Raw genomic sequence first — 15319 nt, 5'->3', positions numbered from 1 at the left:
GGCAGGAGCGCCCATCGTACTATCACATGAACTTTTTCACGCGGTCATGCACGTCAGCTTCAAGGCGCTTCACGTAGTTCGTGGCGTACTCAACCGGACACATCTTGTCATCCTTCGTCAGCGGTGTCAGGTCCATCGCAAAGGTCAGCAGGCTGGTCTTGTCCGTGGTGTGGGAGTCAAAGTAGGTCGCGTTGGCATGGCGCAGGCCCTCTTCGGCCAGGTCATAGCGCTTGCCGCCGCTGATCTGCGAATCAAACACTCCAAGGAGCGGACGCAGCATGTGCGGGTGCTTGTCCACCCACAGCATTTCCTTGTCCTCCGCGAGCAGCCAGTCGAGCTTGCGCCAGACTTCGCAGCCATAGACTTTCTCAGGGCGCATTTCCGGCGGCAGTTCGCGGATGGCTTCGAGGCAGCGCAGAAAGGTGGCCACATGCGTGTCATGCCTGTCACAGGGATTGTGAAGATAGAGAAACTTCGGCTGGGCATGCTCCAGAACGAATTTCAAATCCTCCACGGCTGGCGCGTGCCTCGGCTTTTTGATGTCATCACTCGGATAGCCGAGCTGCACCATGAAGCTGTACTCGCCCACGTAGGCCGCCTTGCGCTGCTCAATGAGGCGCACCTTCTGCATCTCTTCATCCGTGTAGGATTCATACGGGCCTTTGCGCGGGCTGCCAGCACCATCCGTGACCACCACGCCGCCGAACCACTGGGATTTGTGATGAAAACACTCCGTGATGCCGTGATACGCGGCAATTTCCAAGTCGTCCTGATGGGAAACGATGCCCAAGTGCGTCACCCGGCGCAGCGCGGTCCACGGTTCAGTTTCGTCAGGAATGTAAAGGTCGTGTTTAGGATGTCGAAATTGCACAGGAAGGTGACCATGCACGGCAAGGCGGGGAGTGCAAAGAGCATTCCATGCCATCCGGCCGCCGCATTAGCCCACGCACAATGGCGCGCGGAATGCACACCTCTCAAAGAACGCTAAAACGGCAGAATTGACGCACGCACAGTGGCAAAACATTTGCCCCATACGTCTCTGGTGTCGTTTGGGTCATTTTTGTTCTTCTTGCGCCAAGCCAAAGCCCCGCCGCTCGCTCTCCTAACGTCTGGACAAAGGCCCCTGCCACGCCATGATCGCCGCTCAATTCAACCAACCCAGCCGCCCTTTCTCATGAGCTTCATTTCCCAAATTTCCGAAGACCTCAAAAATGCCATGCGTGCCAAGGACACCGTGGCCCTCAACGTCATCCGCAATCTGAAGTCCGCCCTCAAGTACGCCGCCATCGAAAAACTCGGCGCGGATGGTGAACTCGGCGACACCGACGCCCTGGCCGTGGTGCGCAAGGAGATCAAGAAACTGCAGGATTCCGTGGATGGCGCCGAGAAAGCCGGCCGCCCGGAAGCCGTGGAAGCCGCCAAGGCCGAAATCGCCGTGCTGGAAAAATACCTCCCTGCCGCCATGAGCACGGAAGAACTGGGCAAGCTCGTCGAAACTGTCATCGCCGAACTTGGCGCCACCTCCAAGAAGGACATGGGCGGCGTGATGAAGGCGCTGCAGGAACGCGTTGCAGGCCGTGCCGACAGCAAGTCGATTTCCACCGAAGTCGCCAAACGCCTCGCTTAAACCGGTGACGGCCCCGCCGCGCACCGTTTCAATGATTCACCGGCCTTCATGACCTCCGCCATCATCGTTGCCGCAGGCAGCAGCCGGCGCATGGGCTTCAACAAGCTCCTCGCGCCTCTGTCCGGCGTGCCTGTGCTCAGGCGCACCCTGGATGCATTTCAGGCCTGCGAGATCATTGATGAGATCCTCGTGGTTACCAGCGAAGCCCTGCGCCAGGAGATCGAAGCCTGGCGCTCCAGCGGACTCGGTAAAATCACCCAGATCATCATCGGCGGTGCTGAACGCCATCTCTCCGTGCATGCCGGTCTGCAGGCCTTGGATCCTGCCTGTGAGATCGTCGCGGTGCATGATGGCGCGCGCCCCCTCATCTCGGTGGCGCAGATCACCCGCTGCGTTGAGGCCGCACGCACGCAGGCCGCTGTCGCCTGTGCCCGGCCCATGACCGAGACCCTCAAGCGCTGCGACAGCACCGGCCGCATCATTGACTCCATTGATCGCGCGAACGCCTGGATCATGGAAACGCCGCAGGTTTTTCAGCGTGAGCTGCTCGTGCGAGCGTATGATGCTGTGGTGCGTGACGGACTGCTTGTGACTGATGAAGTTTCCGCCGTGCAGCACCTCGGCGAACCCGTCTTTGTCATCGAAAATTTTGAACTGAACCCCAAGATCACGTTCCCGGCAGACATCCTGCTGGCTCAGCGTTTTGTCGATTGAACGACACCCATGCTCGACTCCGCCGCCCTCGACAACGCACCGCATCTGCCACGCCGGAACTGGGCGTCCATTGTTCTCGTCCTGTTTGTGCAGGCGATGAATTCGTTCAGCGACAACTTTGTCAAAATGCTGCTGATCGCGCTGTCGATCATCATCGCGAAAGACTCCTGGGTGGGCCGCCACATGGAGCTGTGGCTCGGGGCCATCTTTTCGCTGCCCTACATGATCTTTGCCCCGCTGGCCGGTTACTGGTCGGATCGCTTTTCCAAGCGCAAGGTCATCGTCTGGATGCAGGTCATGCAGATCATCTGCTTTGTGTGGCTGGCGCTGGCGCTGTGGATGAAGCGTGTGCCGGGCTCGCTCGAAATCTGTCTGGTCGGCTTCTTTGTGCTGGCCGTGCAGGCAGCAATTCTCAGTCCGGCCAAGATGGGCATCATGAAGGAGCTCGCGGGCTCACGCCGCCTCGGTCGCGTTTCGGGCTGGCTGCAGGTCACCATGCTCGCAGGCATTCTCGGCGGCATGTGGGCGGGTGGCATCTGGTATGGCACCGAGTATGAAAAAACGGGCGATGCATGGATGTCCGCGCTCTGGCCGCTGATCATCATCAGCATCATGGGCATTTTTGAACTGGTCGCCGCCATCTGCATTCAAAGCACGCCCTCGCACACCGAAGTCCACTGGCGCAAAGGCATGGCGCTGGAGCATTTCGAAAGCCTCAAGATTGTCTTCCGCCGCCGCTCCATCCGCCTCGCAGCACTGGGCGTGACGTACTTCTGGTTCATCTCCAACGCACTGAGCTTCATCCTCGTCACGCTCACGAAGGAGCTGCATCCCGACACCGGACATGGTGACGGCCCGATGGAACTCGCCAAGGTCGCCGGCATTCTTGGCATCGGCGTGATCAGCGGCAGCATCTTTGCCTCCCACGTCAGCCGCAATCGCATTGAACTGGGCCTGATTCCGCTGGGCGGTTTCGGGCTTGTAGCAGGGCTGCTCTGGTCCGGGCTCGCCACACTCGGCAGCAGCTGGATGTATGCAGGCATCATCTTCACGGGCGCTGCGGGCGGCTGCTTCATGGTGCCGCTCTATGCCTTCGCCCAGGACAAGGCGGAAAAGCATGAGAAGGCCCGCATTCACGCCGGCATGAACCTCATGGACTGCCTCGGCACGCTGGTGGCGGTGGCCATCGTCGGCCTGATGAAATGGATGGAGCTGACGGCCTCCACACAGTTCCTGCTGCTGGCCATCCCGACTTTTGCCGCCGCCGTGTACATCATGCGTCTGCTGCCCCAGGATCTGGTGCGCTTCCTCATGCTGGCCGCCGTGCGTTTCACCTACAAGGTGAAGCCCGTGCACATGGAGCGCATTCCAGCCACCGGCGGAGTGCTGCTCCTGCCAAACCACGTCAGCTATGTGGATGCGCTTATCGTGGGCTCCGCCAGCCGCCGCCCCGTGCGCTTCGTCATGTGGGATGCACTCTACCATCTGTGGTGGTTGAAGTGGCTCATGCGCCTCATCGGCACCGTGCCGATTTCCGCCACACGCGCCAAGGATGCCATTCGTGCCGTGGCCGCCGCGCTCAAAGAGGGTGAGATCGTCTGCCTCTTCCCCGAAGGCCAGATCACCCGCCATGGCATGGTCAACGAACTGCTCAAAGGCTTCGAACTCATGGCGCGCCAGGGCGATGCCCAGGTGGTGCCCGTTTACCTCGACGGTCTCTATGGCAGCATCTTCTCCTTTCAGGGCGGCAAGTTCTTCACCAAACGCCCCAAGCACCTGCGCTATCCCGTGGAAGTGCATTTTGGCGAGGCCCTGGGCGCACGTGCCGCCACCACTGAGGTGATGCGACACGCCATGCTCGCGCTGAGCAGCGAGGCATTCCTCAAACGCAAAAGCTGGAGCCACGCCGAGGCGGACACAGTCGCCTTCGCCAACGCCCTGCGTCTGGCTGAAATCGAATGGCATCACGCCGGCGATGTCTTCCTCAGCCTCGAACCTGAAGGCAGCATCATCCACCGCACCGTCAAAGCGCTAACGCAGGTGATGCCCGGCACCAAGTTCATCGATCACGGGCCGGAAGCCCACCCCACCCACATCGTCGCCTTCTGTACCCGCAGCACGCTGGGCAAGCTCACCGGCCAGGAGCGCCTCGTCTTCTGCCTCGACAGCGATCTGTCTCCCCTGCCCCAGACCACCGCCCTGCGCGGCTACATTGATGCAGGCACCGGCATCCTCATCAGCACCGAAGTTCCCAATCCGCCCATGCCCGCCAATGACAAAGACGAGCAGCTCGGCCGCAAACCCAACACCCTCGGCCGCCTGCTGCCAGGCCTCGCCATCGAATCCACCAGCGACGGCATACGCATCAGCGGCCTGCTGCCAAATGACGATCGCAGCATCAGCCTCCCCAACGTGAAGATGGACGAGCAGGGCTTCCTCACTCTGCCATGAACAGGGCCTGAATGTCGGACTGGGTGAGCTGGAGTTTGTCCGCACGCCCCGCGAGCAGTCCTTCCACCAGCGCGGCCTTCTTCTGCTGCATCTTGACGATGCGCTCCTCGATGGTGTTCTCGCAGATGAGCTTGTGGACGAAAACAGGATTCTTCTGGCCGATGCGGTGCGCACGGTCACTCGCCTGCGCCTCAGCCGCCGGATTCCACCAGGGATCGTAATGAATGACCGTGTCGGCGGTCGTCAGATTGATGCCCGCGCCACCCGCCTTGAGGCTGATGAGGAACACCGGCACCTTGCCCGCCTGAAACTCCTGGATCGGTGTTTCGCGATCCTTCGTGCTGCCAGTGAGCTTCACATAGCGCGTCCCGTCTTTTTTCAACCGGGCCTCAATGATGGCGAGCATTTCCGTGAATTGCGAAAAAATGAGAATGCGGCGGCCTTCTTCAATGAGCTCGGGCAGCAGTTCATCCATGAGGAAGGCAGTTTTCGCTGAGTCGGTGACATCACGCGCAGTCTCCTGCTTGAGCAACTGCGGGTGGCAGCACACCTGCCGCAGCTTGAGCAGGGCATCGAGCACGACGATTTGCGAGCGGTCCAACCCGTTCACCTCGATGGCTTCGCGCACACGCTTGTCCATCGCCGCACGGATCGTTTCATACAAATCCGTCTGCGCTTGACCGAGTTCGATGCTGTGCAGGATCTCCGTTTTCGGCGGCAGCTCCTTGGCCACAGCATCCTTGGTGCGGCGCAGCAGCAGCGGCTGAATGCGAGTGCTGAGCTGCTTCTGGCGCTCCGCATCGGCTTCACGCTCGATGGGATTGCGATAGTGCTGACGGAAGGTGTCGGCATCGCTCAGCAGGCCGGGCATGAGGAAATTGAAGAGGCTCCACAACTCGCCGAGGTGATTTTCCATCGGCGTTCCTGTGAGGCAAAGACGGTGCTTGGCCTTCAATCCGCTGCAGGTCTGCGCCGCGAGGCTCTTGGGATTTTTGATGTTCTGCGCTTCATCCAGCGCGACGATGTGCCACTCCTGCGCCTGCATGACATCGGCATCGCGCACAAGGAGCGGGAAGCTGGTGACGACGAGATCGTATTGCTTGAGGTGCTTGAAGTCGCTCTTGCGTGACTGCCCCTGCATGAGCAGCAGGCTTAATGAGGGCGTGAATTTGATCGACTCATTGATCCAGTTTCGCAGCACGCTGGTCGGTGCCACGATAAGGCAGGGATGCTTCATGCGCCCGCTTTCTTTCTCAATCAGGATGTGTGTGAGCGTCTGCAGCGTTTTGCCCAGGCCCATGTCATCGGCCAGAATGCCATGCAGACCAAACTCGCGCAGGAACTGCATCCATGACGCACCCTCGCGCTGGTAGTCGCGCAGGCTGGCCTTCAAACCAGCCGGTGGTGTGATGAGACCGATCTCACGGAAGCTGCCGAGCTGCTGACTGAGCGCAGTCAGTTCAGCGGGCGCACGAATCGGCAGACCATCCAGCGTGGCGAGCTGTGCGGCGCGCAGTTTGTCGAGCTGGAGCTTGCCATCCTTGCGCACGGGCCGGGTGGCGAGGAGTTCATCAAAGAAACGCAGCAGCACCACCAGCCGATGCGCTGGCACAGAAAGCACATCGCCTTGGTCACCGCCGAGTGAGAGGAGGAATCGTTGATCAAGATTCTTTTCCAGGACAGCGGCGGTGAGGCCCTGATCGATGCAATCGACGAGCAGCGGCACCATCGAAATGCGACGTCCTTCGATTTCGACCCCGAGATCCAGCGAGAACCATTCGCGCCCGTCCTGATCCCCCGCGAGATCCGTGAACCACGCATCTTCACCGGCATCATGGATTTGAAAGCCGATGTCCTCCGGCACCTCCACCCGCCAGCCGGACTCGCGCAGCTTGGGCATCTGGTCCTTGAGGAATTGCGACCAGAACAAGGCCTGATCACCCGCCACCGCCATGAAGCCCAGCGTGGACTCCGGTGCCTTGGCCCCCGGCAGCGCTTCGGAGAATGATTTGAAACCCAGGCCGGACAAGTCCGTCAGGAGCAGCCGCTCCGAGCGAAGATTGCGCACCAGTGTATGCCGCGTCTCGTTTTCATCCAGCCATTGATGCGCCGGACTGCGGACCAGCATCTCAAAGCGCAGCGGGCAGTCGTCGTATTCCGCGCAGGGCTGAATGAAGGCGATGCTGCGTGGTGCCCAGCCGCCGATGTTTCGCTTGGCCGTGATCTGCGGCATGTCCACGATCATGCGCCGCACCAGCAGGATGGGCTTGGGTTCTGACGGTGGCAGTTCGATCTCTTTCGGTTCCACCTGAGATTCCGATCCGTCATCAGTGGCAACTGACGTTTTCTCCCGCACGCACGCCATGGCTTCGATGCGCCTGCGTCCTTCCTCATGATCGAGCATCAGCATCAGCGCCGCCGCATGCTGGCACAACGTGCCCACCGCACAGGTGCAGTGGGAGGTCATCGCCATGCTGCCGTCTTCCCGCAGCCGCAGATGCGCCGTGACGGAGGCTGAATTGAACAAACCCGTGCCAATGCCCGCGATCAACTCCACTTCATTTTCCGCGCACACATGGACCCCCGCGAAGCCAATGTCCCCATGCTTGAGCAGCCGCCCGCCCTCCTCAATCTGCTGCCGCCGAAACAGCCACAGCCATGATTTCGTGCGCACCTGCGCCCAGAGTTTGGGGAATGAGAAATCTTCGATGACCATTTAGATCAGCACAGCGTCGTTTGGATAGGTCGCGACCATGCCTTCGTCGCCTTCAATGAGCCCAATCATGATTGACCTCGCATATCGTTGTCATCTTCCACAGCATAAACATCTTCCATCGTAAAGGGACGAGTCCCTTCTGAAACTGAAATCTTATAATCAATTGAGCAGGCAATTCTCGACTTAAGCAAAGGCTGTTCGAGTTGTGGGATACTAATGATGGCATTGAGAAGCAGATCCACTACTGCGCATTTTTGGTGCCGAGCAGCGGCCACTATTGCCGCGTAGCTGTCGTCATCAAAATCGAACGTGATTTTCATGCACGACCATTGATATTTTTCCAGAGCTGTCAAACCCCGCGCTTCACCTCATCCCACGCGGCATCCATCTGCTCCAGCGAAAGCTTGCCGAGTTCATGCCCCTGCTCGCGCAGATGCGTTTCCATGGCGTGAAAGCGGCGTGTGAATTTTTCATTCGCAGCGGCCAGGGCGGGCTCGGATTCAATGCCGAGTTTGCGGGCGAGATTGACGACGCTGAAGAACAGGTCGCCGAGTTCTTCTTCCATGTGCGCTTTGTCACCTGAGGCGATGGCATCTTCGAGTTCAGCGGCTTCTTCGCGGATCTTGGCGAAGACGGGCGTGGCATCCGGCCAGTCGAAGCCGACGCGTGCGGCTTTCTTTTGCAGCTTTTGCGCGCGCATGAGCGCGGGCAGGCCGTTGCCGGTCCCATGCAACAGGCCTTCGTGCTCGGTGCCTTTTTCGGTGCGTTTGATGGCATCCCACTGCTTCAGTACGGCATCGGAGGTGGCGGCGCTGGTGTCGCCAAACACATGCGGATGACGGCGGATGAGCTTTTCAGTCAGGCCGTGCGCCATGGTGTCGAGGTCGAAGGCTCCGGTCTCGCTGGCGATCTCCGCATGCAGCACGGGCTGGAGTAGGATGTCGCCGAGTTCATCGCAAATCTGGGCCGGATCGCCGCTGCGGATGGCATCGGCCACCTCGTAGGCTTCTTCGATGACATGGGGGATGAGGGAGGTGTGCGTCTGCTCCATGTCCCAGGGGCAGCCGCCGGGTGCGCGCAGGCGGTGCACGACGTAACGCAGGCGGGTCAGGGCATCGGGGTGGTTGAGCATTTCGTCCATGCAGGCAGGTAGTGCGGTGCGTCGGGATGGTCAAGGCTGCGCCCGTCAAGATGTGGTCGGGCGCCCTAAACCTCATCGTCTCCCCCCGGCACCCCCGAGATTTTTTTAGCCTGTCATGATGAGAGCTTGGCAAAACGGGCGTTCTCCCTGAATATCCCGTAACAACCAAACCATACCATGCCGCGTAAAATCAGCCATATCGCACCGGAGTGGTGGGACTACACCACGTTAGAAGATGATCTCATCAATGATGCCGCCCGGCTCACGGAACGAGATCTGCGCCAGCTTTCCCGTCCTGGATTCAAAGTGGTGATGTTTGACACCCTGGAGGATTTTTACCTGGCTGAGGCGCTGGAATACATCCACGCCTGGAAGCAGGCCACCCCGGACAACCCGGCTGGCATCTGCGGCCCGGTGGGCCCCACGGAGCAGCTCCCGCTCGTGGCACGTCTGATCAATGATCTCGGCATTTCGATCAAAGACGGCCACTTCTGGGGCATGGACGAGTGGTATGACGAGCACACGAAGAAGGAAGTGACTCTGGAGCATCCGCTCTCCTTTGAAAAAGCAAACCGCGACCTCTGCTTTGATCGCATGCAAAAGAAACTCTGCATGCCGGACACACAGCTGCATTTCCCGAAAGCCGACACGGCGGCCTACATCAAGAGCTGGCAGAGCGGTGTGCGCTGCGCAGTGATGCAGTGTGGCCAAGGCGACATCAAAAACTGGGCCTTCAATGATCCGCCCAAGCGCACGGGCAAATTCAAAAACGAGCCGCCTCCGCCTGCGGAGTTTCGCAAACTGACCACGCGCCTCGTGGATCTGCATCCGGTGACCCTCATGCAGAATGCCCGCACCTCAGGTGGGGGCAATCTCACACTGGTGCCGCAGAAGGCCATCACCGTGGGCCCCAAGGAAACCTGGATGGCTGAAAAAGTCAGCGTCTGGCATGCCGGCCAGCATGACAATCCTCTGGGTCAGCGGCTCACCGCACTTCTGATCTCCAAGCGTCTCGCAGATGCCTCCGTGCCGATGTCGCTGCTCGCTGAACATCCGAATGTGCAGTTCAACTACTACCGCGGCGGCTTGGGCCAATGCGATGTGGAAATGCACTGATCGTCTGGGGCGGAATGACGAATGGAAGCCCATTCGTCATTCGCTGCCCGGCGCTGCTGAGCGCTGCAAAGTTGGTCATTCCGGCCTCATTCGCCGAAATCCAAACTAACGTTTGCTATTCCCCCAATGGGGACGAGGGTCACCTCGCAAGTTAACCTGATAAAGGCTAAGCTAAGTCGTTCATCAGGTCGTTTCCTTTGGTGTTCTTAAATCCGATTACGGAGCTTACTCGGCCCTCATTGAGGCTGGCTGAACTCAAGAAAATCGATATGAATACTAAAATGTACGTGGGCAACCTGCCCTTCACCGCCACAGAAGACGACGTCCGCGCTCTCTTCACCGACTACGGCACCGTTACCGACATCCACCTTCCGATGGACCGCGACTCCGGTCGTCCTCGTGGCTTTGCTTTCGTGACCATGGACTCCCAAACCGCCATGAATGAAGCCATCCGTGGCCTCAATGAAAAAGATTACGGCGGTCGCAACCTGACCATCAATGAAGCTCGTCCGAAGGAAGATCGTCCAGCAGGCGGCGGCGGCTACGGTGGCGGCGGCGGCGGCGGTGGCCGTGGCGGCTACGGTGGTGGTGGCGGCGGCAAGAGTGGCGGCGGCGGCGGCGGTGGCCGTGGCGGCTACGGTGGTGGCGGCGGCGGTGGCGGTCGCTACTAAGCGTCCCCTCTGACCTTCCAACCAAAGGCCCCAAGAAAATTCACGGCGGCATCCTGGCAACAGGATGCCGCTTTTTCGTGTCGTAACGACACTGCGACGTGGCCTGTCCTCTTAGCGCCCCGAGCCAAGCGCCATCAGCAGTCCCATCACGCTGCCGTAGATGGCTCCGCGCCACCACGTCGAGGTAAGCGGGCAGGTGCCTGAACTGCACTGGCCAAAGTAGCCCAATGCCGAGCCAATGGCGGCACCGATGGCGATGGGAATGAGAAAGCGTACCATGGAAATATGAATGGGGAGTGACTCAGCAGCACTTGCCGCCTCCGCAGCAGCCACCACCTTTACCATTGCCTCCTTTGCCGCAGGTGCTGATGCCGAAGGGGGCATAGAGGGGGCAGAAGCGGATGAATGCGGTGAGCAGAGGGACGGCACCGAGGGCTCCCAGCCAGGTGTGATTGACGATGCCGTAGGCGATGAGGCCGAGGCCAACGATGACGCGCAGGGCGCGGTCCACGGTTCCGATGTTGGGTTTCATAGTGTTTTAGGCTTGGGGTTCAGGATGAGAATGCTTGTTGGCCATGAAGTAGAGCACCGGCACGGCCATGCGGCTGATGAAGAGGCTGGCGATCTCCCCGGCCATGAGCGCGATGGCGAGGCCCTGGAAGATGGGATCGGCAAGGATCACCGCCGCACCCACGACGACGGCCATGGCGGTCAGCAGCATGGGGCGGAAGCGCACGGCTCCCGCGTCGATCACGGCCTCGCTCAGCGGCATGCCTTCCTGAATGCGCAGCTCGATGAAATCGACCAGGATGATGGAGTTTCGAACCACGATACCACCTCCTGCCATGAAGCCGATCATGCTGGTGGCCGTGAAAAACGCATCCATGAGACCGTGTGCGGGCAGAATGCCTACCAGTGAGAACGGAATGGCGATCATCACAATGGCAGGCGTGATGAAACTGCGGAACCAGCCGACCATGAGCACATAGATGAGGATCAAACACGCACCAAACGCGGCACCGAGATCACGGAAAACTTCGATGGTGATGTGCCACTCGCCATCCCATTTCAGCGCGGGTTCGGCATCGCTGAAGGGCATGGAGGCATTGAGGATCTGCAGTTCCGCGCCGCTGCCGCCGAACTCGCGTGTGTCGAGTTTCTTGAGCGCCTCGTTCATCTTGAAAATGGCGTACACGGGGCTTTCGACCACGCCGGCCACATCGCCGATGACGTAGGTCACAGGCATCAGGTTCTTGTGATAGAGGCTCTTCTCCACCGTGACGTGCTCGACCTTCACCAGTTCGCGCAGCGGCACCAGCGGCGAGCCAGATGCTCCCGGCTCAGGCAGCGCATTCGCGTCGCCAGAGCGCACGCGCAGCGCGAGCAACTCCTCCGGTGTGGTCTTGGCGGAGCGCGGCAGTTCCAGGCGGATGTTCACGTCCTCCTTCTCCTCAGGCTGATGCAGCAGATCGACCGTTTCGCCATCCACGGCTATTTTCAGCGTCTGTGAAATCGTGGCGGCACTGATGCCGTGCAGCGCGGCCTTTTCCTTGTCGATGACGAAGCGCGCCTTCTGCTGGTCGGCTTCGATGTACCAATCGACATCGACTACGCCGGGCGTGGACTTGAAGATGTTCTTCACCTTTTCGGCGAGTTTCAGACGAGCCTCTTCGTTCGGCCCGTAGATCTCGGCCACGAGCGTTTGCAGCACCGGCGGCCCCGGCGGCACTTCAGCAATGGCGACCCGTGCGCCATAGCGTGCCGCGATGGCGGCGACAGCAGGGCGCACACGTTTGGCGATGTCATGGCTCTGCGCCTTGCGTTCATGCTTGCCGACGAGGTTCACCTGAATGTCCGCCACGTTGGCGCCACGGCGCATGAAGTAGTGGCGCACCAGACCGTTGAAATTGTAGGGCGAGGCAACGCCAGCATAGATCTGGTAGTCGGTGACTTCCGGCTCCGTGCGGATCGCCGCCGCCATCTCCCGCGCCACGGCGGTCGTCTGCTCCAGCGAAGTGCCCTCCGGCATGTTCAGGATGACCTGAAACTCGCTCTTGTTGTCAAAGGGCAGCATCTTCACCTTCACCCAGCCGAGGCCGACCGTCGCCATGGCCCCGAGCAGCAGAACCGTGATGCCGACGAGGAACATCCAGCGCCAGCCGGTGTGATGAATCAGCGGACTCATCATGCGGCGGTAGAGTTTGGTGAAGAAGTCCTCGGCGTGCTCAGACGAGAGATGCTTGTGGCCGTCATCCACCGCGACGCCTTCCGTCAGCTTGGAATACTTGCCACCCCAGCGCAGAATGCGGATGGAAGCCCAGGGCGTGACGATGAAGGCGATGAGCAGCGACCAGAACATGGCCGCGCTGGCACCGATCGGGATCGGTCGCATGTAGGGCCCCATGAGACCGCCGACAAAAGCCATCGGCAGCACGGCGGCGATCACCGCAAAGGTCGCGAGGATGGTGGGATTGCCCACCTCGCCCACGGCTTCGACGGCGATCTTTGACCAGTCCCGTCCCTTGTTCTGCGGCAGGTGGAAATGACGCACGATGTTTTCCACCACGACGATCGCGTCATCCACCAGGATGCCGATGCTGAAGATCAGCGCGAAGAGGGTGATGCGGTTCAGCGTGAAGCCGTAGAGATAAAAAACGAGCAGCGTCAGCGCCAGCGTGGCCGGGATGGCCACGGCCACGATGCCGCTCTCCCGCCAGCCGAGAGTCAGCCAGATCAGGATGGCCACGCTGAACACGGCGATGCCCATGTGCAGCAGCAGTTCGTTGGACTTCTCCGATGCGGTCTCGCCGTAGTTGCGTGTGACGCTCACGGTGACATCGGCGGGAATGATCGAGCCCTTGAGCAGGTCCACCTTGCGAATCACTTCGTCAGCCACGGAGATGGCATTTGCCCCGGGGCGTTTGGCGATGCTGAGCGTGACGGCAGGTTCTTCGTCCGTCTTGGTGCCATGAAGTACGTACTGCACGGCCTCCTCGCCGCCATCATGGATCTCGGCCACTTCGCGCAGATACACCGGTCTGCCGCCGAACACGCCCACGACCACATCGCCCACATCGTGCGCGGTTTTCAGGAAGGCCCCGGTTTCCACGAGCACCTCGTTGTTGCCGGTGGTCAGGCCGCCTGCGCGAAACTGCCGGTTGGCCTGCTGCAGCATGGGCACCAGGCCCGCAGGACTGAGATTGCGCGAGGCCAGCTTCACGGGATCAAGCATCACCCGCACCGCACGGCGCGCGCCGCCCAGCAGATTTGTTTCCGCCACCAGCGGCACCTGTTTGACGGATTCATCCACCTGGGCCGCCAGCCGACGCAGCGTGAGGTGGTCATAGCGTGCGCTGTGGAAGGTGAGCGCGAGGATTGGCACATCATCAATGCTTTTCGGCTTGATCAGCGGTGGCGTGACTCCCATTGGGATACGGTCGAAGTTCGCGCGCAGTTTTTCGGTGATCTTCACCAGGCTGCGCTCGGGGTCTTCACCCACTTTGAAGCGCACGATGACCAGGCTCTCGCTGTCGCGTGAGGTGCTGTAGAGGTACTCCACCCCGGCCACCTCCCACAGCAGCTTTTCCATCGGCCGCGTGGCACGTTCTTCGATCTCCTTCGCGGATGAGCCGGGCATGGACACCATGACATCGACCATGGGCACCTTGATCTGCGGCTCCTCTTCACGTGGCAGCAGCACGATGGCCGCCGCGCCGAGAATGACAGAGGCGATGATGACCAGCGGGGTCAGTTTGGAGTCAATGAACATCGCGGCGATGCGGCCGGCGACGCCCAGGTTCTCAGAATGATGGGAAGGTTCGCTCATGGCTGGATCGTCACGGGTTGGCCATCGGCGAGTTTGCTGACATCACTGATCACGACCTGCTCGCCTTCTTCGAGGCCGGACAGCACTTCGATGCTGCCATTGATCGCCTTGCCCGTTTTTACGAGGCGCAGGTTGGCATGCCCTTCTTTGACAACGAAAATCAGCTCCATCTGTCCGCGCTTGATCACGCTGGCCCTGGGAACCATCAGCAGCTGCATTTCCGCCATCGGCACGGCCACACGGCCAAACTGGCCGGTGCGCAGCCCCTCCGCCGCCGGCAGATCCAGCTTCACCTGAAACGTGCGGCTCACGGGATCGGCCACCGGTGCGATCTCACTCACCGTGGCTTCGAGCGGCTTAGCCACGGAGGCGATTTTCACCTGCATCTTCGCCCCCATGGTGATGCGGTCCAGAATGGCTTCGGGCAGATCAGCTTCAAAGCGCAGCGTGGTCGGCGCTTCCATTTCGAGCAGATGCTTGCCCGGCATGGCCAGATCACCCACGTCGGCGAGCTTGCGTGTCACCACGCCATCAAAGGGCGCAGTCACGCGAGCGTAGCCCATCATCGTTTCGGCTTCATGAACACCCGCAGTGGCCACTTTGACACGCGCATCAGCCGCATCGAAGTCCTGCCGCGTGGTGGCATTGCTGGCGACGAGTTCCTTCTGCCGCGCAAAGTCACGCTGAGCCTGATCGAGCAACGCCTTGGCCTGATCCACCTTGGCCTGAATTTCCTGGTTTTCCAGGAGAGCGAGCAAGTCCCCCGCCTTCACCGCCGCGCCGGGCGTGGCGGTGTATTCCAGCACACGCCCGCTGATCTTGGCCTCCACCTGAGCGCGCAGTTTGGAGCGCACCGTGCCGACGACTTCTTCGGCCGCCACATGCGGCTGCAGCCGGGCCACCTGCACTTTCACCGTGACGCTGGGCAGGGTTGTCGTGGCGGGAGGGGCGGCCTCATGCCTGCCACAGGCGGCAAGGGCGAGCAGTACGCTGAAGGAGAGAAATCGTTTCATGACGGTCATAAAAAGCGGGGCTGGATTCTTGTTCAGGCTAACAG

At 60.6% G+C, this 15319-nt stretch carries 13 protein-coding genes; 5 read left to right on the top strand and 8 right to left on the bottom strand.

Translation table 11 applies throughout. From position 1 onward, the window contains the following. Nucleotides 1-22: 22 nt before the first annotated feature. The gene (locus tag AC24GY_RS04455) at nt 23-871 is read right to left on the bottom strand and encodes a PIG-L deacetylase family protein (protein ID WP_487680640.1); all 849 of its coding nucleotides are present in this window, start codon (nt 869-871) and stop codon (nt 23-25) included. 303 nt (nt 872-1174) lie between these two features. On the opposite strand from AC24GY_RS04455, the gene AC24GY_RS04450 reads away from it, so the two are divergent. Genes AC24GY_RS04450 through AC24GY_RS04440 form a run of 3 tightly spaced genes read left to right on the top strand, consistent with a single transcriptional unit; the run spans nt 1175 to nt 4792 of the window. Then, nucleotides 1175-1627: a GatB/YqeY domain-containing protein gene (locus tag AC24GY_RS04450; RefSeq protein WP_422321578.1), complete on the top strand. Its 453-nt coding sequence runs from the start codon at nt 1175-1177 to the stop codon at nt 1625-1627. Nucleotides 1628-1675: 48 nt separating this feature from the next. Beyond that, nucleotides 1676-2341 carry a 2-C-methyl-D-erythritol 4-phosphate cytidylyltransferase gene (gene ispD / locus AC24GY_RS04445; protein WP_487680638.1) on the top strand — a complete coding sequence of 222 codons (666 nt, stop codon included), beginning with the start codon at nt 1676-1678 and terminating at the stop codon, nt 2339-2341. A 9-nt stretch (nt 2342-2350) separates the two neighbouring features. Then, on the top strand, nt 2351-4792 hold the full coding sequence (locus AC24GY_RS04440) for an MFS transporter (RefSeq protein ID WP_487680636.1): 2442 nt from the start codon (nt 2351-2353) through the stop codon (nt 4790-4792). On the opposite strand, the gene AC24GY_RS04435 is transcribed toward AC24GY_RS04440, so the two are convergent. The 3 genes from AC24GY_RS04435 to mazG form a co-directional block, all read right to left on the bottom strand. Beyond that, complete coding sequence (locus AC24GY_RS04435) at nt 4779-7508, bottom strand: DEAD/DEAH box helicase (RefSeq protein ID WP_487680634.1); 2730 nt, start codon at nt 7506-7508, stop codon at nt 4779-4781. The genes AC24GY_RS04440 and AC24GY_RS04435 overlap by 14 nt on opposite strands. Nucleotides 7509-7573: 65 nt before the next feature. Further along, a complete protein-coding gene (locus tag AC24GY_RS04430) occupies nt 7574-7828 on the bottom strand; it encodes a hypothetical protein (protein WP_422320531.1) in 255 nt (84 codons plus the stop codon). A 29-nt stretch (nt 7829-7857) separates the two neighbouring features. Continuing rightward, nucleotides 7858-8649 carry a nucleoside triphosphate pyrophosphohydrolase gene (mazG, locus tag AC24GY_RS04425; RefSeq protein WP_487680632.1) on the bottom strand — a complete coding sequence of 264 codons (792 nt, stop codon included), beginning with the start codon at nt 8647-8649 and terminating at the stop codon, nt 7858-7860. A 177-nt stretch (nt 8650-8826) separates the two neighbouring features. Here mazG and AC24GY_RS04420 point away from each other — a divergent pair, with 177 nt between their 5' ends. Both AC24GY_RS04420 and AC24GY_RS04415 read left to right on the top strand, forming a co-directional pair. Then, complete coding sequence (locus tag AC24GY_RS04420) at nt 8827-9765, top strand: sugar phosphate isomerase family (protein WP_422320533.1); 939 nt, start codon at nt 8827-8829, stop codon at nt 9763-9765. 269 nt (nt 9766-10034) lie between these two features. Further along, entirely contained in the window at nt 10035-10436 is a 402-nt protein-coding gene (locus AC24GY_RS04415; RefSeq protein WP_487680630.1) for an RNA recognition motif domain-containing protein, read from the top strand. A gap of 111 nt (nt 10437-10547) precedes the next feature. Here AC24GY_RS04415 and AC24GY_RS04410 read toward each other — a convergent pair whose 3' ends face one another. Genes AC24GY_RS04410 through AC24GY_RS04395 form a run of 4 tightly spaced genes read right to left on the bottom strand, consistent with a single transcriptional unit; the run spans nt 10548 to nt 15275 of the window. Then, complete coding sequence (locus AC24GY_RS04410) at nt 10548-10715, bottom strand: DUF6132 family protein (RefSeq protein WP_487680628.1); 168 nt, start codon at nt 10713-10715, stop codon at nt 10548-10550. A 22-nt stretch (nt 10716-10737) separates the two neighbouring features. Next, nucleotides 10738-10968 (bottom strand): YgaP family membrane protein, encoded by a 231-nt coding sequence (locus AC24GY_RS04405; RefSeq protein WP_422322970.1) that lies wholly within the window; start codon nt 10966-10968, stop codon nt 10738-10740. A 6-nt stretch (nt 10969-10974) separates the two neighbouring features. Then, nucleotides 10975-14262 carry an efflux RND transporter permease subunit gene (locus tag AC24GY_RS04400; RefSeq protein ID WP_487680626.1) on the bottom strand — a complete coding sequence of 1096 codons (3288 nt, stop codon included), beginning with the start codon at nt 14260-14262 and terminating at the stop codon, nt 10975-10977. Further along, the gene (locus tag AC24GY_RS04395; RefSeq protein WP_487680624.1) at nt 14259-15275 is read right to left on the bottom strand and encodes an efflux RND transporter periplasmic adaptor subunit; all 1017 of its coding nucleotides are present in this window, start codon (nt 15273-15275) and stop codon (nt 14259-14261) included. Before AC24GY_RS04395 ends, AC24GY_RS04400 begins: the two co-directional genes overlap by 4 nt. Nucleotides 15276-15319: the final 44 nt, after the last annotated feature.

It is taken from the genome of Prosthecobacter sp. Pr1, assembly GCF_057652315.1.
Note: the sequence above shows the minus strand (reverse complement) of the source record. Positions and strands in the feature narration are given on the sequence as shown.